We start from the raw sequence: 16,861 nt of genomic DNA, 5'->3' as shown, positions 1-16,861 counted from the left end.
GGGCACCGCCGACGGCCGACGGACGGCGGGCCGGCGCCGGCCCCCTTCCGACGCCGGTGTACCGGCGAGTAGGTTCGGCGGCGTGAGTGTGGCTCGGAGCATGGACCCGGATCAGATCGGTTTCGACCCGGCGCGGCTGGCGCGGATCGACGAGCACTTCGGCAGGTACGTCGACGACGGCCGGCTGTCCGGCTGGCAGGTGGTGGTCACCCGCCGCGGCGAGGTGGCGCACTCCTCGACGTACGGGCTGCGCGACCGGGAGTCGGGCGCGCCGGTCGAGGCCGACACCCTGTGGCGGATCTACTCGATGACCAAGCCGGTCACCTCGGTCGCGGCGATGATGCTGTGGGAGGAGGGCCGGTTCGAGCTGACCGACGAGATCAGCCGCTGGCTGCCCGAGTTCGCCGACCTGCGCGTCTACTCCAAGGGGTCGACGCTCAAGCCGTACACCGTGCCGGCGGTCGAGCCGATCCGGGTCTGGCACCTGCTCACCCACACGGCCGGCCTGACGTACGGCTTCCTGCAGACCTCGGTGGTCGACGGGCTCTACCGGGCCGCCGGCTACGACCTGTACCCGCCGGCGGACGTGGACCTGGCCACCGCCAGCGCGACCTTCGGCGAGCTGCCGCTGCTGTTCCAGCCCGGCACGGCGTGGGGCTACTCCGTCGCCACAGACGTGCTCGGCCGACTCGTCGAGGTGATCTCCGGGCAGAGCCTCGACGCGTTCTTCGCGGACCGGATCTTCAACCCGCTGGGCATGACCGACACCCGCTGGTGGGTGGAGGGCGACGAGACCGAGCGGCTGGCCGCGCTCTACGTACCGGATCCGCGCAGCGGCCGGGCTGTCCGCTACGACAGCCTCGGGTCGCTGGCGTTCCGCAAGCCGGCGTTGCTCTCCGGCGGCGGTGGTCTGATCTCCAGCGCGGCCGACTACCACCGCTTCACCTCGCTGCTGCTGCGCGGCGGGGAGCTGGACGGCGTCCGGCTGCTCGGACCGCGCACGGTGCGGCTCATGACCCGCAACCACCTGCCCGGCGGTCAGGACCTGGGCACCCTGTCCACCGGCGGCTTCGCCGAGACCACCCTGGACGGGATCGGGTTCGGCCTCGGCTTCGCGGTGGTCGACGACCCGATCCCCAGCCGGTTGCCGAGCAGCGTCGGCGAGTACTACTGGGGCGGAGTGGCCAGCACCGCGTTCTGGGTCGACCCGGCGGAGGAGATCACTGCCCTGCTGTTCACCCAGCTGATGCCGTCGAGCACCTACCCGTTGCGCTCCCAGCTGCGCCAGCTCGTCTACGCCGCCCTGGTCGACTGACGGTTCGCCGTTCCACCGACGCCGAGTCGGCCCACTGCCTAACCTGAGCCGGTGAGCACCATCGTCGTGTTTGGCGCGGGCGGCACCGCCGGTTCGCGGGTCGTCGCCGAGGCGGCCGACCGGGGGCATCGGGTGATCGCCGCCGTCCGCCGCCCGGAGGCCACCTCGTACCTGCCGGCCGGGGTGCGGACGGTCACCGGCGACGCGACCAGCCAGCGGAGTGTGCGGGAGCTGGCCCCGGACGCCGACGCGCTGGTCGTGGCGATCGGCGGCGGCGAACGCGAGCTGTGGCGCGACGCGGCGGAGAACCTGGTGACCGCACTGCGCGGGATGGCGGCCGCACCGCGGATCATCCACTTGGGCGGCGGGTCCACCCTGCTCACCCCGGGCGGCACCCGCATCCTCGACGAGCCGGACTTCCCGGCCGAGTACCGGGACGCGGCGCTGGGCCAGGCGGAGGCGCTGGACTACTACCGCACCGCCGCCGACGGGGTGACCTGGACGTACGTCTCGCCGCCCCCGCTGGAGTTCCACCCCGGCGCCCGCACCGGGCACTACCGCACCGGCACCGACCAGCCGGTCACCGACAGGCAGGGCCGTTCGGTGCTCACCTACGAGGACCTGGCGGTGGCGATCGTCGACGAGATCGAACAGCCACGACACCGGAACGCCCGCTTCACCGTCGCGTACTGACCGGGGTGCCGTCCGGCGGTGCTCAGTCGGCGAGGCGGGCCGGGAAGCCACCGGTGGCGATCGGACCCCAGGCGTCGATGGTGACCCGGATCAGCGACTTGCCCTGGCGCACCATCGCCGCCCGGTAGTCGTCCCAGTCCGGGTGTTCGCCGGAGATGCTGCGGAAGTACTCCACCAGCGGATCCAGCGCCTCGGGCAGGTCCAGCACCTCGGCGGTGCCGTCGATCTGCACCCACGGGCCGTTCCAGTCGTCGCTGAGCACGCAGGCCGAGACCCGGGGGTCGCGGCGGATGTTGGTCACCTTGGCCCGCTCGGGGTAGGTGGACACGACCAACCGCCCCTGCCCGTCGACCCCGGCGGAGACCGGGGAGGACTGCGGGCGCCCGTCGGCCCGGGTGGTCATCAGCAGGACGCGGTGCCGCGGCCGGAGGAAGTCGAGCAGGCCGTCCCGGTCGACCCGGGTGTTCGTTGCGATGCTGCGTGCCATTCCCCGTTCCTACCAGGGGCCGGGCGCGGCGACGGCGGCGGGTCAGCGGGGTCGGGCCGGGGAGCGGTGCACCGCCTGGGTGGGCACCCGGGGACGACCGGACGGACGCCAGGCCCGACCGTTGGCGTAGATCACCCGGAAACCGAGGTACGACGCGAGCGGCGCCCAGTGGGCGGAGCCCATTCGCAGCTCGGCGGCGTTGTGCCGCTGGCCGTTGGCGAGCACGTCGAGCAGAACCGTTTCGAAGGCCGCCGATTCGACCCAGTCGACTTCCCGGGTGAAACCGCAGATCAGCGCGGCTCCGGTGACCTCCAGGAACTCGCGCAGCACCGCGTCCGAGGCGCGCAGCACCGAGCAGCTGCCGAAATAGAGTCGCCGGCCCTCGGCGCGGCCGGCCATCAGCTCGGCCACCTCGTTCAACTCGACCGACTGCCAGTCGGTGAGGCAGAGCCGGCTCGGCTCGCCGTGCATGGCGAAGAAGCCGACCCGGTGGTCGGCGTACTGCTTGAGCAGCCAGCGGTCCAGGAAGTAGAACAGCTCGTCGCGGGTGGCCGCGTCCTTGTGGATGAAGCGGATCTTGCCCAGCCGCTCCAGCAGCTCCAGGGTGGGCAGCACCGAGCCCCGCTCGTTGAGGTCCCGGTGCCACTGACCCTCGACACAGAAGACGCCACCGCGTGCCACGCGCACCTCCGCCAGTCCGCCGCCCGGGCTGACGTTACCGGCCGCCGCCACCCTGGGAACATCACCCTCGGTGTGGCGGAACGCGACGTTCGGTGTGCTTGGCCGCAGAAAGGCCGATCGGTGGGAAATGGCTGTTTCGCAAATCAGCTGAATTCCCAGGCAATACCCAGGGACAGCGGATTGTGAGCACGATTCTCGTTAATCGCCGCCAACGGCACGGATCAGTGCGAGGGTGGAAATCACGGGACTTCTCGGTCGATGTCCCGGAGCCACCCCATTCGCTCTCCTATCGGGAGGACTTCTGTGCGCGTAAACACCTTGAAGCGTGCCGCCGTCGCATTCGCCCTGGCACTGCCCGGGGCCGCAATCGCCACGGTGGTCGCCGCACCGGCGGCGCACGCGGACGGCTGTTACACCTGGAACCGCACCCTGACCCAGGGCCGCTCCGGCAACGACGTCCGGCAGTTGCAGATCCGGGTCGCCGGGTGGGCCGGCTACCGGGACATCGTGGAGAACGACGGCCGCTACGGGCCCAAGACCGCCGCCGCGGTCAAGCGGTTCCAGCAGGCGTACGGGCTGCGCGCCGACGGCATCGCCGGCCCGCAGACCTTCGCCAAGCTGTACCAACTCCAGGACAACGACTGCACGCCCGCCCACTTCAGCTACAGCGAGCTGGACAACGGGTGCGGCGGGAGCGGGTGGAGCGGCGGCCCGCTGTCGGCGAGCCAGACCAAGCAGAACGCGCTGCGCACCATGTGGAAGCTGGAGGCGCTGCGCAAGGGCCTCGGCGACAAGCCGCTCTACGTGTCCAGCGGCTTCCGCAGTCGCGCCTGCAACAACCAGGTCGGTGGCGCGTCCGACAGTCAACACCTGTACGGCAACGCGGCCGACGTGACCTCACGGACGTCCTCGCTGTGCCAGATCGCCCGCAACGCCCGCAACAACGGATTCAGTGGGCTCTACGGACCGGGCTACCCCGACCACGACGACCACGTGCACGTCGACTCGCGTCGGGAGAACAACAGCGACCGCAGCTCGAACACCACGAGCTGGTCCGCCCCGGACTGCGGGGTCGGTAACTGAGTCGCCCGCCCAGAGCGGCGTCGGCCCGACGCGGAGGGGGAATCTCCGCGTCGGGCCGACGTCGTGTCGCCCCGGGTCGGGGTGGGCGGAGGGGGTAGCGCGCTCAGCTCGCCCGGGGCCAGCGCGGCGCGGTGACGGGGGGAGTCACCGGCCGGCCAGCAGCGGTGGGCCGTACGCCCTGGGGGACGACCCGCGCGGCCTGCTGCCGCGACGGCCCGGTCGCCGTGAACGGGAAGGGTACGTGCACGAACGGATTGCCATGCCGGATCAACGCCTCGATCTGCCGCTCGTTGAGCCCGTGTGTCTCCAACACCCGCCGCCCCCAGCGATGCAGGCGGCACGGATAGGAGGCACCGTCGTTGCGGCACAGCGGCCCGGTCGGCCACTCCTCGGCGGTGTGCACGACCACCGCCCGGACCGCGAGCCGGACATCCTCGGGGGTCAGCGGTGTCGGCATCGGCACCTCACCCAGCACCTGGTCGATGGGATCCGTCGACTGCTCACCAACTCGCACGGCAGGCCTCCCGCAGTTCGGCAGCGGTACGGCGGACCCACCGCACCGACATCCTCGGTCAGGAGTACGGCGGGCACTGGCCGAAAGTTCAATTCCGGTACCCGGTAAGCAGATTCGCCCGAGGAACGGACCGTCAGACCAGGCCGGCGTCGTGCACGAGCAGCGCCACCTGGACCCGGTTGTTCAGCTCCAGGCGGGTCAGCAGCCGGGAGACGTACGCCTTCACCGTCGCCACGCTCATGAACAACTCCCCCGCGATCTCCGCGTTGGTGTGACCCCGCCCCAGCGCTACCGCCACCTGCCGCTCCCGCTCGCTGAGCGCGTTGAGCAGCCGCAGCGCCCGTTCCCGGCGCGGGTCCGGGCCGACCGGGCCGGGAACGGCGGCGGTCACGTGGGCGATCAACGTGCGGGTCACCGTCGGGGACAGGGTCGCCTCGCCCGCCGCGACCCGGCGTACGGCGTGCACGATCTCCGCCGGTGGGGTGTCCTTCAGCAGGAAACCGGCAGCCCCGGCGCGGAGCGCCCGCAGCACCTGCTCGTCGGCGTCGAAGGTGGTCAGCACCAGCACCTCCGGCGGGTGCGGCTGGGCACGCAGCGCCTCGGTGGCGGTCAGCCCGTCGACCCGGGGCATCCGGATGTCCATCAGCACCACGTCCGGGGTGTACGCGGCGACGGCCGCCGGGACCTCGCCACCGTCGGTCGCCTCGCCGACCACTGTCAGGTCCGGCAGGCCGCCGAGGATCATCGAGAGCCCGGCCCGGACCAGCGCGTCGTCGTCCACGATCAACACGCGCACCGGCGGCGCGGCCGCGCCGGCCGGCCCGCTCGCGTCCGGCGGTCCGGCTGCGCCGGCAGGGCTGGTCACGCCGACCACGGCAGCCAGGCGGCCAGCCGGAAGTCGCCGCTGTCGTCCCGCCCGTAGGCGAGCCGGCCACCGGCGAGGGTGACTCGTTCGCTGACGCCGACCAGGCCGGTGCCCGCGCCCGGCAGGGTGCCGCCCTCCGGTGTGCCGACCGGCCACCTGTTGCTGATCGCCACGCTCAGCCCGGTGCCCGGCCCGCCGGACACGTCCACGGTCACCACCGCTCCGGCCGCGTGCTTGCGAGCGTTGGTCAGCCCCTCCTGCACGATTCGGTACGCGGCCCGGCCCAGCGCCGCCGGCACCTCCCCCGGGCTTGCCACGCTGTCACTGACGTTGACCCGCACCCCGGCCGAGCGCGACTCGGCGATCAGCGCCGGCAGGTCGGCGAGGGTCGGCTGCGGCGGCTCCGGGGCGTCGCCGGCCCCGTCGTCCTCGGCGCGGAGCACCCCGATCACCTCCCGCAGGTCCTGCAGGGCGGCGTGCGCGCTGCCCCGGATCACCCCGGCGGCCCGGGCCACCTCGTCGGCCGGCGCGTCCGGGCGAAACTCCAGCGCGCCCGCGTGCAGGCTGAGCAGCGAGATCCGGTGCGCCAGCACGTCGTGCATCTCCCGGGCGATCCGGGTGCGTTCGAGGTGGCGGGCCTGGGTGACCCGGAGCTGCTGCTCGGCTTCGGCCCGTTCGGCCCGCTCCCGCAGCGACACGATCAACTGCCGTCGGGCCCGGACGAACATCCCCCAGGCGAGCACCGCAAAAGTGATCACCACACCCCACGACACGGTGGCCCAGTACGGCATGACCGGATCCGGCCGCGTCCAGCTGAAGACGAGGTTGGTGACGAGGCCGGCACCGGTGACCGCCACCGCGAAGGCGGTCCGTCGGTGCACCACAACGGTGAAGTAGATGATCAGCAGCGGGATGGCGGCGGCCATCGAGAACAGGTTCAGCGGCAGTGTGGCAACCGCCAACCCGAGCGGCCACCGCCGCCGCACCCAGAGCAGCCCGCAGCAGACCAGCCCGATCAGCGCGTCCGCGCCGACCATCCAGTCGTACGGCAACGGAACCGCCGACTCCGGGCTGGGCGACAGCCCGTCCACCGTGGCGAACAGCACCCAGAGCAGGCCGAGCAGGAAGGCGAGGCTGTCCACGACCCAGTCGCGGGTGGTGCGGCGCGGACGCCGCCGCCCGCGCTCAGCCGGCACCACCAGCTCCCCCGGCAGCAGCCAGGGGTGCTCCGGGACGGCGAGGCTGGTCACGCACCCATGCTAGGGAGCCGTCGGGGGCACGACCAGCTACCAAAGTTGATCCCGGCCGCCGACCAAGGTCGACGCGGCACCGACCGGTGGCCGCAGCGGATGGCCGGGCGGCACGGGCACGCTCGACGACATGATCACCGTGGAGAACCTCACCAAGCGATACGGGCCACACCCGGCCGTTGACGACGTGTCGTTCCAGTGCGAGCCGGGCACCGTCACCGGCTTCCTCGGCCCCAACGGCGCCGGCAAGTCGACCACCATGCGCATGATCTGCGGGCTCACCACGCCGACCGCCGGCCGCGCCACCGTCGCCGGGCACCCGTACCAGGACCTGCCCAACCCGGGGCGGGAGGTGGGAGTGCTGCTGGACGCCTCCGCCCAGCACGCCGGACGCACCGGCCGCGAGGCGTTGACGCTGTCCGCGTACACCATGGGTCTGGACCGGCGCGAGGTCGCCGCGAAGCTCGACCTGGTCGGGTTGAACGCGGTGGCCGCGAAGCGTCGGGTCCGGGCGTACTCGTTGGGGATGCGCCAACGGCTCGGGCTGGCGCACGCGCTGCTCGGCGACCCCCGGGTGCTGATCCTCGACGAGCCGGCCAACGGGCTGGACCCGGAGGGGATCTTCTGGATGCGCGGCCTGCTGCGCGACTTCGCCGACCGGGGCGGCACGGTGCTGCTCTCCTCCCACCTGCTGCGCGAGGTGGAGGCGGTCGCGGACCGGCTGGTGGTGATCGGGGGTGGCCGGATCGTGGCCCAGGGCGACAAGAACGAGCTGCTGGCCGGCGGCGGCACGGTGGTCCGGGCCCGCGACGACGCGGCGCTGCGCCGGGCGCTGGAAACGGCGGGTCTGACCGCCGCCGACAGCACCGACGGCCTGCTGGTGCAGGCCGACGCCGAGGCGGTCGGCCAGGCGGCGGCCGATGCCGGCGTCGCGCTCGCCGAGCTGCGCCCCGCCAGCGGCGGCGGCCTCGAACAACTCTTCCTCACCCTGACCGCCGGCGAATCCACCAAGGAGGCCGTCCGATGACCACCACCACCGCGCCCGCCAGCGGCCTCGTCGCGCCCCGGCACCACACTCCGGTACGCCGGCCGTCACTGCTCCGCCTCACCGGTGTGGAGCTGCGCAAGCTCGCCGACACCCGGGCCGGACGCTGGCTGCTGATCACCATCGGCCTCGTCGTCGTCGCGATCGTCACCCTCCTGCTGATCTACGCCGAGGACTCCGAGCAGACCTTCTTCACCTTCTTCGTCACGTCGCTGTTGCCGGTCAACGTGCTCCTGCCGGTGCTGGGCATCCTGTCGATCACCAGCGAGTGGTCCCAGCGCACCGCCCTCACCACGTACGCGCTGGTGCCCCGGCGGGAGCGGGTGGTGGCCGCGAAGCTGATCGCGGTGGTGCTGGCCGCGCTCGCCTCCGTGCTGGTCACCCTGGCAATCGCAAGCGTCGGGACACTCGTGGCGTCCGCCACGGGCGGCGCGGGCACCTGGCGCGTCGACGCGGCGCTGATCGTGAACGCGGCGATCGTCCAGGTCGCCGGCGTGCTGATGGGTGCCGCCTTCGGCCTGCTGCTGCTCAACCCGCCGTTGGCCATCGTCGGTTACCTGCTGCTACCAACCCTCTGGTCGGTGCTGGGCGAACTGGTCCGACCGCTGCGCGGCGCTGCCGGTTGGCTGGACACCAGCCGGACCATGGAGCCGTTGTTCACCAGCCACGTCACCGGCGAGCAGTGGGGACGACTGGTGGTGTCCCTGCTGGTCTGGATGGTGCTGCCGCTGGCCGCCGGCCTGTTCCGGACGCTGCGCCGCGAGGTGTCCTGACCATGGACGCGGCCGACTACCGTCCGCGCACCGTGGTCAGCGGCGGCCCGTTGGAGCTGGCCGTCCTGTGGGGTGGCTTCCCGCTGCTCGGCGCGGGCGCCGGCTGGCTCCTGGCGGCGACGACGGGCTGGCTCGCCCGACTGCCGTGGGTGCCGTTCGGCGGCCTGGTCCGGTGGCTGGACCAGCTGCCCGAGCCGCAGGCCACCGCCGGCGCCATCGCGGTGGGCGTGCTGGCCGGCCTGGTCATCGCCGGGATCGGCACCGCCGAACGGCTGATCGTCACCGTCGACGCGGCGCAGGTCCGGCTGCGCCGCTCCGCCGAGAACCGGACCGTCGCGCGGGTCGACACCCGGGTGGCCTTCCTCGCCCACAAGCACCTGGTGCTGCTCGACGCCGACGGCGCGGAACTGGTTCGGGAGCCGACGGACCTGTCCGCCGCCGCACTCGCGGCGGCGTTCCGCGAGCACGGTTGGGGTTGGGCGGACGACGACCCGCACCGGTCGGCGTACCGGCTGTGGGTGCGCGACCTGCCCGGGTTGCCGACCGGTGCGGACGCGCTGCTACGGGCCCGGGAACGGGCGATCCAGCGGGACCGCCGCGACGACGCCCGGGAGTTGCGCCGCGAACTGGGTCTGATCGGGGTGGTGCTGCGCGACGACGACAAGCGCCAGTACTGGCGGTTGACCAACCGGGCCGTCGCCCCCGGGTCGGAGCAGCCGACTTCGGCCGAGCGGGACGCGGACGGGCGGTAGCGTCTGTCCCAGCAGACCCTGGGAGCCGCGCGATGACCGAACAGCAGCCGTACCGGGTGGTGTCCCGACACCCCGGGTTCGAGCTGCGTCGGTACCCGGCCCACCTGGTGGCCGAGATGCAGATCCAGGCGTCGTTCACCCGGGCGCCGATCGAGGCGTTCCGGCCGCTGGCCGCGTACATCGGCGGTGCCAATCGGGCCCGGGGTCCGCTCGGCACGGAGGCGGCCGGCGGCTCGGAGAAGATCGCCATGACCGTGCCGGTGATCCAGATCGAGGGCGAGTCGCCGGGGGCGTACCTGATCCAGTTCATCATGCCGGCCACCTTCACCACCGCCACCCTGCCCGAGCCGGTGGACGCCCGGGTGCGGATCCACCCGGTTGCGGCGCGGCTGGCGGCGGCGATGCGGTTCTCCGGGCGGTGGACGGAGCAGGCGTTCAGTCAGCGGGCGACAATGCTCGGCCGGTCGGTGACCGCGGCCGGGCTGCAACCCACCGGTGCCATCCGGTACGCGCGTTTCGACAGGCCGTGGAAGCCGTGGTTCCTGCGCCGCAACGAGGTCGTGCTGCCGGTCGTGGAGTGAGCTATCGGAGCTGCCGGCGGTCGTCGATGCTCGGTCGGGCCAGCAGCACCGCCATTCCCAGCCCGGCGAGCAGCCCGGCCAGTGAGACCAGCAGATCGGAGTCGGCGGCGTTGATCGGGCTGTTGCCGGCCAACGAGGTGAACGCCGCGCCGATCGGCAGCGCGATCATCATGGGGACGGCAGTGGCCACCAGAAACACGACCGGGCCCACCAACGCGAGGAGAGCCGCCACCCCGTGGTGCCACCAGACCGGCCGGCCGCCCGGCCAGTCCCAGGCCAGCAGGGTGACCCCGGTGAGCAGCACCGCACCGAGCGCGGCCTCCGGCAGCAGGCGGGTGCCGGGCGGGACGGCACGAACCAGCCCGGCCCCGAGCAGGGCGGCCACCGTGACGCCGGCCGCCAACACGACGCGGGCCCGGGTCCGGGCCGGAGCCGCCGCCAGCCCGGCGCCGACCGCCACGGCCACCAGCAGCGCCGCCGTGGCCAGCGCGCCCTGGTTCAGCTCCGGCTCCCGGTCGGTCGGTGACTCCATCGCGGCGGCCACCAGCGTCAGCACTCCGGCCACGCAGGCCGCGCCGGTCAGCACCCGCCGGTCGGTGGCCGCAGGCGCGCCGCGCTCCCGCTGTGGCCGGCCAGGCTCGCGCGCCGACGACGTGCGGCGCTCCCACCACAGCGGAATGGCCGCGACCACGCCGAGCACGGTGCAACCGCCGACGGCGAGCAGCACCGTCGCGTCGACGCCGATCGGGTCGGCCCTGTCGATCGCCACGTCGGCGGCGACCCAGCAGCCACCCAGCAGCACCGCCGGGCCGCCCCACCGCAGCTGACCGCGCCCGGCCAGCACCAACCCGAGCGACACCGCCATGATCGCCATGAACCGCAGGTCGCGCGCCCAGTAGGCGTTGTTGCCCGGCAGGCGCTCCGACCACGGGCCGAGCGGCTCGGTCAGCGGTTGCCACCTGGTCATGCCGTACGCCCAGAGCAGCACGGCGACGGCGGAGAGGAACAGCCCGACCGGGCGCGCGGATCGCATCCATGGACGGTAACGGCCGGCTGGGCTCCGCGGGGGGCGCGGTCATCCGCCGACCGGTGACCGGGCGGGACGGTGACGCAGCAACCGCCACGTCGGCAGCACACTCGACAGCACCGCGAGCAGCAGACACAACCCCACCACCCCGGCGACCACCGGCCACGGCACCATCAGGTCGACAGGGGCACCGACCTGCTCGGCGAGGCCGGCACGGACGCTGAGCAGGCCGACGAACGCGACAGCCCCACCCAGCAGGGCGCCGATCAGCACCACCAGTGCGGACTCGGCGGTGACCAGCCAGATGACCTGCCGTCGGGTCGCCCCGGCCATCCGGATCAGCCGCAGGTCGGCGGCGCGGCCGGCGGCGGCCAGCAACAGCGTGTTGGCCACCGCGATGGCACCGTAACCGGCCGACACCCCGATCAGCAGCAGTGTGAAGAGCCAGATGAGGCGGTCCTCGGCGGCGTCCGCCTCGGCCGCCCAAGCCGGGACGTCGAGGATCCGCGCGCCGACGGGCGGATCGATCCGGTCCCGCACGTACACGGTGGAGGTCAGCGCCGACGGGTCGTGCGCCCGCACCACGGCCCGGGGTACGAGCAGGTCGCCGGGGATCGAGGTGTCGGTGACCACGGCGACGACGCGCAACGACACCGACGTCCCGTCGGCGAAGACCACCGGGTACGGCTCGGACGGCAGCAGGTTCGCCGACGCGGTGACCACCACGGTGTCGGCGCCCGTCAGGTCGTCCAGCGAGCCGGCGACGACGGTGAGTACCCGGTTCGCGGCGGCGAAGCCCTCCGGCTCCACGCCCAGCGCCGTCAGCGGCCGGTCCTTCGGCGGCGTCGCGGGGTCGGTGCGGTAGACGGTGGTGGGCAGGAGCGCGGTGCCGCCGGTCGCGGCGACGGCCCGGTCGGACAGGCCGGGCGCACGGTCCGGCACGACGATCCAGCCGGCGTTCACGTTGTCCGCCCGACCGGCCGCGTACGCGGCGCTGGTGGTGCGCACCATCCCGGAGACCAGCACCGCGAACGCGACGGTGAGCAGCACCGGAGCGGCGATGGCGGCGGTCCGCCGGGTCGCTGTCAACGCCCCGCCCCGGACCAGCATCCCGATCGCGCCACCGGGGCGACGCACCGGGGAACGCAGCAGCCGCACCAGCGGCCCGACCACCACCGGGGCGAGCACTGTGGCACCGGCCACCAGGGCCATCACCGCGTAGAGCGCGTACTGCGCCGCCACCCGAGCCTCGTCGGCGGTTGCCGTGCCGACACTGAGCGCCACCCCCGTCGCGAGGAGCAACGTCCCCGTGGCGGCGCGCAGCCGGCCGATCGGCCGCTGTTCCACAGCGGCCTCGCGGAGCGCCTCCAACGGGCGCACCCGGGCCGCTCGGCGGGACGCCGACCAGACCGCCAGCACCGCGATCACCGGCCCGGCGGCGAGCGACACCGCCACCGGCCAGAGTTCGTAGCGGACCCGGAAGGTCGACGGTTCGTAGCCGACGTCGACGAGCAGCCGTCCCAGCACCGGCGCGAGCGCCGCGCCCAGCAGCAGGCCGACCAGGCCGGCCGAGGCACCGACGGCGAGCGCCTCCGCGCCCACCATGCGGCGGACCTGGCGGCCGGTGGCGCCGACCGCGCGCAGCAGACCCAATTCCCGGCGGCGCTGCGCGAGGGTGAACGCGAAGGTCGAGGAGACCACGAACACCGTGACGAAGCCGGCGAGAGCCGCCGTGGCGGTGAGCACCTGCATGCCGATCCACCGGGTACGGGCGTCGCCGGGCGGCTCCAGCACCCCCCGCGCGGCACCGGTCAGCACCCGCCCGTCGCCGCCGACGACCCCGCGCGCCGCCATGGCGACCCGCTCGGGGTCGGCCCCCGGGGCGAGCACCAGCCCGATGGCCCGGACGCCGGGTGCGAGGGCGGCGGCGACCTCGTCGGCGACATGCACGCCGGGCCCGTCGACCAGACCGGTGACGGTGTACGGCTCGGGGCCGACGGCGGTCAGCACCGTGACCGGCGCGCCGACGCGCAGCCCGAGCGCGCGGTCGACGACCACCTCGCCGGCCCGGCGGGGTGGCTCGCCCGCCGTGAGGCGCAGCCCACCCAGTTGGGCGCTGGACCAGCCGTGCCCCTGGTGGGCGTCCTCCCGCCCGCTGTCGGCAGCCGAGGGTCGGCCGTCCACGAGCGGCTGCGCGTAGAAGGTGCGGTCCGGCACCGCCGCCACGACGTCCGGCAGACCGGACAGCCGGCCGACGAGCCCGGCCGCGGCGGTGGCGGACCAGGGCCGGGTCGGCACGAACTGGTCGGCCGACGCTCCCGCCTCGGGGCTCTGCACCACGACCGCCGCCCGTGCCAGCCGGTCCGGCACCTGCGGGCGGCCGGAGGCGAGCAGCAGGGTGGCCGCCGCGACCAGCGTGACCCCGATGGCGACGGCCACGAACGCGCTGGCCGACCGGCGGACGCTCAGCACGACGACTCCGCGACGATCTCCCGCTCGGCGATCCGGGCCGCGACGGCGGCGGCGGTGATCCCGCCGGTCAGCTCGTCGACGACCCGGCCGTCGGCGAGCAGGAGCACCCGGTCGGCGTACGCGGCGGCGGCCGGATCGTGGGTCACCATCACCACTGTCTGCCCGTGGTCGTCAACGAGCGCGCGCAGCAGCCGCAGCACCTGCCGCGAGGACGCGCTGTCCAGCGCCCCGGTCGGTTCGTCGGCGAAGACCACCGCCGGACGGGTGATCAACGCTCGGGCCACCGCGACGCGTTGCTGTTCGCCGCCGGACAGCTCACTCGGCCGGTGCCCGGCCCGGTCGGCGAGTCCGACGGCGTCGAGGGCGGCGGTGACGTCCCCGGCCGGCGGGCGGCGACGGGCCAGGCGCGACGGCAACTCGACGTTCTGCGCGGCGGTCAGTGTGGACACGAGGTTGAACGCCTGGAACACGAAGCCGATCCGGTCGCGCCGCAGCCGGGTCAGCTCGTCTTCGTCGAGGTCGTCGAGGCGGGTGCCGTCGATCGTGACACTCCCCTCGGTCGGGCGGTCCAGCCCCGCCGCGCAGTGCAGCAGGGTGGACTTCCCCGAGCCGGAGGGGCCCATCACCGCCGTGAACGTGCCGCTCGCGAAGCTGGTGGTCACGCCGTCGAGCGCTGTCACCCGCCGGGTGCCGGTGCCGTACACCGCGCGCAACCCCGTCACTGTCACCGTGTCTGTGGTCATGACCGTTTACGGTGCCGAATGCCGGGGGTGCGGCGCGTCGTGCCAGGGCTGGCACTTGCCAACCCTCCCAGGGGTGGAGCCGGCGGCCCGGCAGCGCCGGCACGTCGTCCCCGGGGATGACCACCCGCGGGTGGACGCGGCCGGCCGGGCCGGCCGTTACCGTTCGACGGGTGACCGCTCTCCTGTTGACCCGACGGATGCGGCCGGTGGACCTGTACACGGTGGACGTGTTGCTGGCGCTGGCCGTGGGCGGGGCGCTCTGCCCGTACGCGGCGCTGGAGTCGCCGCTGCACGGTGGCGTACACGAGCCGCTCTGGGTGTCCGTGCTGGTCGGGATGGCCCTGGGGCTGCCGTTGGCGGTCCGCCGACGCTGGCCGGTGACGGTGGCCGCGACGATCAGCTCCGTGGCCACCGTCGCCCTGATCACCGGGGTGATACCCAACTTCGCGGCCGCCGCGCCGGCGTTCGCCATCGGCCTGGCCTTCTACACGGTGGCCGTGTCGACGCCCACCCGCCGGTCGATGCTGTGCGCCGCCGGTTGTCTCGCACTGGTGAGCGTCGCCCTGGTGCTGACCGCTGGCGACCTCTGGTCGCGTACCGGCGCTGTCGTCTACGCCACAGTCATGATCGCGCCGGCCTGGGTGATCGGCTGGCTGATCCGGGAGCGACGCGCCCTCGCCGCCCGGCAGAGCGACCAGTTGGTCCGTCAGGCAGCCACCGAGGAGCGGTTGCGGGTGGCGCGCGAGCTGCACGACGTGGTCGCGCACACGCTGAGCCTCATCGTGGTGAAGGCGGCCGTCGCCAACCACGTCGCCGAGGCCGACCCCCGGGAGGCGGGCGCCGCGCTGCGGGTCATCGAGGAGACCGGCCGCACCGCCCTGAACGATGTGCGTCGCGTGCTCGGCGTCCTGCGTGCGGACAGCCCGTACGCCCCGACGCCCGGGCTGGACGAGTTGCCCGTCCTCGCCCGGCAGGCGGCGATCGGCGGGGTCGACGTGCAGCTCGACGTACGACGGGAGGAGCCGGCCGGCGCGGTGCCGGAGTCGGTGGGCCTCGCGGTGTACCGGATCGTGCAGGAGGCGGTGACGAACGTGGTGAAGCACGCTGCGCCGGCCGAGTGCCGGGCCACGGTGACCGTCCGGCCCGACGAGGTGCGGGTGGAGGTGACCGACGACGGGCGGCGGCCGGTCCTGCTCGGCGGGGAGGGGCACGGGTTGATCGGCATGCGGGAACGGGTGGCGTTGCACGGCGGGGAGTTCCGCGCCGGCCCACGCGCCGACGGCGGCTTCGCGGTGACGGCCAGCCTGCCCTACCGGGTGGCCGCGTGATCCGGGTGCTGATCGCCGACGACCAGGCGTTGCTGCGCGGCAGTTTCCGGCTGCTGGTCGATCTCAGCCCGGACTGCACCACAGTCGGCGAGGCGGGCACCGGCGCGCAGGCCGTCGCGTTGACCGGGCAGCACCACCCGGATGTGGTGCTGATGGACGTCCGGATGCCGGAGATGGACGGCATCGAGGCGACCCGGCGGATCTGCGCCGACCCGGCGACGGCCGACACCCGGGTCATCATCCTGACCACGTTCGACCTCGACGAGTACGTCTACGGGGCGCTGCGCGCCGGGGCCAGCGGGTTCCTGCTCAAGGACACCCCACCGGCGGACCTGCTGACCGGGATCCGGGTGGTCGCCGCCGGGGAGGGGTTGCTCGCGCCGACGGTGACCCGCCGGCTGATCGACGAGTTCGCCCGGCGGCCGGAGCCGACCAGGCCGTTGCCCCGGCGGCTCGACGGGGTGACCGACCGGGAACGGGAGGTGCTGGCGCTGATCGCCCGCGGCCTGTCCAACGCGGAGCTGGCCGCGCACCTGAACCTCAGCCAGGCCACCGTGAAGACGCACGTCGGGCGGCTGCTGACCAAGCTGGCGGTACGCGACCGGGCGCAACTGGTCATCGTCGCGTACGAGACGGGACTGGTCGGGCCGGGCGGCCTACGCTGAGCCGGTCGGCGCGCATCCGAGGAGGAACCATGACCCGTTACGTCGCCCTGCTGCGCGGGGTCAACGTCGGCGCCAACACCCGGCTGGCGATGGCCGACCTGCGCCGGATCGTCACCGACCTCGGTCACGAGGACGTCAGGACGTACCTGCAGAGCGGCAACGTGACCTTCGGCAGCACGGTGCGCGACGCGGAGAAACTGGCGGCCGGCATTGAGCGGGCGCTCACCGGCGAGCTGGCGTTGTCAGTGCCGGTGCTGGTGCGCAGCGGCCGGGAGCTGGCGGCGATCGCCGGCGGCAACCCGTACGCCGACCGGGACGACGACCCGACCCGACTGCTGGTGGCCTTCCTCGCCACCGCGCCGGAGAAGTCCGCTGTGGACGCGCTCGCCGTGCCCGGTGGCGAGAACGTGTCGTTCACGGTGACCGGCCGGGAGGTGTTCCTGCACTACGTCGACGGCGGTTACGGCCGGTCGAAGTTCACCAACGCGTACCTGGAGAAGAAGCTCGGCGTGGTGGCCACCACCCGCAACTGGAAGTCGGTGCGGGCCCTGGCGGAGATGACCGCTGGCTGAGCACGGTGGGGGTCG

Annotated in this window: 18 protein-coding genes; 10 read left to right on the top strand and 8 right to left on the bottom strand. The window is 73.6% G+C overall.

What is annotated here, in order from left to right:
* Positions 1–82 precede the first annotated feature (82 nt).
* Together AB0C03_RS20155 and AB0C03_RS20150 are read left to right on the top strand one after the other, a co-directional pair.
* Entirely contained in the window at positions 83–1,315 is a 1,233-nt protein-coding gene (locus AB0C03_RS20155) for a serine hydrolase domain-containing protein (protein WP_030331325.1), read from the top strand.
* Between the two features lie 51 nt (positions 1,316–1,366).
* Complete coding sequence (locus AB0C03_RS20150; protein ID WP_030331327.1) at positions 1,367–2,008, top strand: NAD(P)-dependent oxidoreductase; 642 nt, start codon at positions 1,367–1,369, stop codon at positions 2,006–2,008.
* Between the two features lie 22 nt (positions 2,009–2,030).
* On the opposite strand, the gene AB0C03_RS20145 is transcribed toward AB0C03_RS20150, so the two are convergent.
* Together AB0C03_RS20145 and AB0C03_RS20140 are read right to left on the bottom strand one after the other, a co-directional pair.
* Positions 2,031–2,495, bottom strand: a complete 465-nt coding sequence (locus AB0C03_RS20145) for a PPOX class F420-dependent oxidoreductase (protein WP_030331329.1) — start codon at positions 2,493–2,495, stop codon at positions 2,031–2,033.
* Positions 2,496–2,537: 42 nt separating this feature from the next.
* Positions 2,538–3,176, bottom strand: a complete 639-nt coding sequence (locus tag AB0C03_RS20140; RefSeq protein WP_030331331.1) for a DUF6642 family protein — start codon at positions 3,174–3,176, stop codon at positions 2,538–2,540.
* Positions 3,177–3,479: 303 nt separating this feature from the next.
* Here AB0C03_RS20140 and AB0C03_RS20135 point away from each other — a divergent pair, with 303 nt between their 5' ends.
* A complete protein-coding gene (locus AB0C03_RS20135; protein WP_030331333.1) occupies positions 3,480–4,259 on the top strand; it encodes a D-Ala-D-Ala carboxypeptidase family metallohydrolase in 780 nt (259 codons plus the stop codon).
* A 103-nt stretch (positions 4,260–4,362) separates the two neighbouring features.
* Here AB0C03_RS20135 and AB0C03_RS20130 read toward each other — a convergent pair whose 3' ends face one another.
* The 3 genes from AB0C03_RS20130 to AB0C03_RS20120 all read right to left on the bottom strand — a co-directional run bounded on the left by AB0C03_RS20130 (position 4,363) and on the right by AB0C03_RS20120 (position 6,888).
* Positions 4,363–4,773 carry a hypothetical protein gene (locus AB0C03_RS20130; protein ID WP_279517130.1) on the bottom strand — a complete coding sequence of 137 codons (411 nt, stop codon included), beginning with the start codon at positions 4,771–4,773 and terminating at the stop codon, positions 4,363–4,365.
* 133 nt (positions 4,774–4,906) lie between these two features.
* On the bottom strand, positions 4,907–5,656 hold the full coding sequence (locus tag AB0C03_RS20125; RefSeq protein ID WP_357638383.1) for a response regulator transcription factor: 750 nt from the start codon (positions 5,654–5,656) through the stop codon (positions 4,907–4,909).
* Positions 5,635–6,888, bottom strand: a complete 1,254-nt coding sequence (locus tag AB0C03_RS20120; RefSeq protein ID WP_357638318.1) for a sensor histidine kinase — start codon at positions 6,886–6,888, stop codon at positions 5,635–5,637. The genes AB0C03_RS20125 and AB0C03_RS20120 overlap by 22 nt, the downstream gene beginning before the upstream one ends.
* Positions 6,889–7,018: 130 nt before the next feature.
* On the opposite strand from AB0C03_RS20120, the gene AB0C03_RS20115 reads away from it, so the two are divergent.
* From AB0C03_RS20115 to AB0C03_RS20100, 4 genes are read left to right on the top strand one after another with little or no spacing between them, the layout of a single operon-like run.
* Positions 7,019–7,915, top strand: coding sequence for an ABC transporter ATP-binding protein (locus AB0C03_RS20115; RefSeq protein ID WP_030331341.1), 897 nt, complete (start codon positions 7,019–7,021; stop codon positions 7,913–7,915).
* Entirely contained in the window at positions 7,912–8,706 is a 795-nt protein-coding gene (locus AB0C03_RS20110; protein ID WP_030331343.1) for an ABC transporter permease, read from the top strand. Before AB0C03_RS20115 ends, AB0C03_RS20110 begins: the two co-directional genes overlap by 4 nt.
* 2 nt (positions 8,707–8,708) lie before the next feature.
* On the top strand, positions 8,709–9,458 hold the full coding sequence (locus tag AB0C03_RS20105; RefSeq protein ID WP_030331345.1) for a YqeB family protein: 750 nt from the start codon (positions 8,709–8,711) through the stop codon (positions 9,456–9,458).
* A gap of 32 nt (positions 9,459–9,490) precedes the next feature.
* Positions 9,491–10,039 (top strand): SOUL family heme-binding protein, encoded by a 549-nt coding sequence (locus AB0C03_RS20100; RefSeq protein WP_030331347.1) that lies wholly within the window; start codon positions 9,491–9,493, stop codon positions 10,037–10,039.
* Position 10,040: 1 nt separating this feature from the next.
* On the opposite strand, the gene AB0C03_RS20095 is transcribed toward AB0C03_RS20100, so the two are convergent.
* Genes AB0C03_RS20095 through AB0C03_RS20085 form a run of 3 tightly spaced genes read right to left on the bottom strand, consistent with a single transcriptional unit; the run spans position 10,041 to position 14,281 of the window.
* Positions 10,041–11,072: a hypothetical protein gene (locus tag AB0C03_RS20095; protein WP_030331349.1), complete on the bottom strand. Its 1,032-nt coding sequence runs from the start codon at positions 11,070–11,072 to the stop codon at positions 10,041–10,043.
* A gap of 42 nt (positions 11,073–11,114) precedes the next feature.
* Positions 11,115–13,538, bottom strand: a complete 2,424-nt coding sequence (locus tag AB0C03_RS20090; protein WP_036411335.1) for an ABC transporter permease — start codon at positions 13,536–13,538, stop codon at positions 11,115–11,117.
* Complete coding sequence (locus tag AB0C03_RS20085; protein ID WP_030331353.1) at positions 13,532–14,281, bottom strand: ABC transporter ATP-binding protein; 750 nt, start codon at positions 14,279–14,281, stop codon at positions 13,532–13,534. The genes AB0C03_RS20090 and AB0C03_RS20085 overlap by 7 nt, the downstream gene beginning before the upstream one ends.
* A gap of 170 nt (positions 14,282–14,451) precedes the next feature.
* On the opposite strand from AB0C03_RS20085, the gene AB0C03_RS20080 reads away from it, so the two are divergent.
* Genes AB0C03_RS20080 through AB0C03_RS20070 form a run of 3 tightly spaced genes read left to right on the top strand, consistent with a single transcriptional unit; the run spans position 14,452 to position 16,846 of the window.
* Complete coding sequence (locus tag AB0C03_RS20080; RefSeq protein ID WP_030331355.1) at positions 14,452–15,609, top strand: sensor histidine kinase; 1,158 nt, start codon at positions 14,452–14,454, stop codon at positions 15,607–15,609.
* Positions 15,606–16,274 carry a response regulator gene (locus AB0C03_RS20075; protein WP_030331357.1) on the top strand — a complete coding sequence of 223 codons (669 nt, stop codon included), beginning with the start codon at positions 15,606–15,608 and terminating at the stop codon, positions 16,272–16,274. The genes AB0C03_RS20080 and AB0C03_RS20075 overlap by 4 nt, the downstream gene beginning before the upstream one ends.
* A gap of 29 nt (positions 16,275–16,303) precedes the next feature.
* Positions 16,304–16,846, top strand: a complete 543-nt coding sequence (locus AB0C03_RS20070) for a DUF1697 domain-containing protein (RefSeq protein WP_030331359.1) — start codon at positions 16,304–16,306, stop codon at positions 16,844–16,846.
* Positions 16,847–16,861 lie beyond the last annotated feature (15 nt).

Origin of the sequence: Micromonospora parva (assembly GCF_040649675.1) — a bacterium.
In the GTDB taxonomy this organism is placed as follows: Bacteria; Actinomycetota; Actinomycetes; order Mycobacteriales; family Micromonosporaceae; genus Micromonospora; species Micromonospora parva.
Note: the sequence above shows the minus strand (reverse complement) of the source record. Positions and strands in the feature narration are given on the sequence as shown.

Coding starts and splice junctions, on each gene's coding strand:
- AB0C03_RS20105 (WP_030331345.1), top strand. CDS start 8,709: ATGGACGCGGCCGACTACCGTCCGCGCACCGTGGTCAGCGGCGGCCCG.
- AB0C03_RS20070 (WP_030331359.1), top strand. CDS start 16,304: ATGACCCGTTACGTCGCCCTGCTGCGCGGGGTCAACGTCGGCGCCAAC.
- AB0C03_RS20100 (WP_030331347.1), top strand. CDS start 9,491: ATGACCGAACAGCAGCCGTACCGGGTGGTGTCCCGACACCCCGGGTTC.
- AB0C03_RS20110 (WP_030331343.1), top strand. CDS start 7,912: ATGACCACCACCACCGCGCCCGCCAGCGGCCTCGTCGCGCCCCGGCAC.
- AB0C03_RS20115 (WP_030331341.1), top strand. CDS start 7,019: ATGATCACCGTGGAGAACCTCACCAAGCGATACGGGCCACACCCGGCC.
- AB0C03_RS20145 (WP_030331329.1), bottom strand. CDS start 2,495: ATGGCACGCAGCATCGCAACGAACACCCGGGTCGACCGGGACGGCCTG.
- AB0C03_RS20085 (WP_030331353.1), bottom strand. CDS start 14,281: ATGACCACAGACACGGTGACAGTGACGGGGTTGCGCGCGGTGTACGGC.
- AB0C03_RS20095 (WP_030331349.1), bottom strand. CDS start 11,072: ATGCGATCCGCGCGCCCGGTCGGGCTGTTCCTCTCCGCCGTCGCCGTG.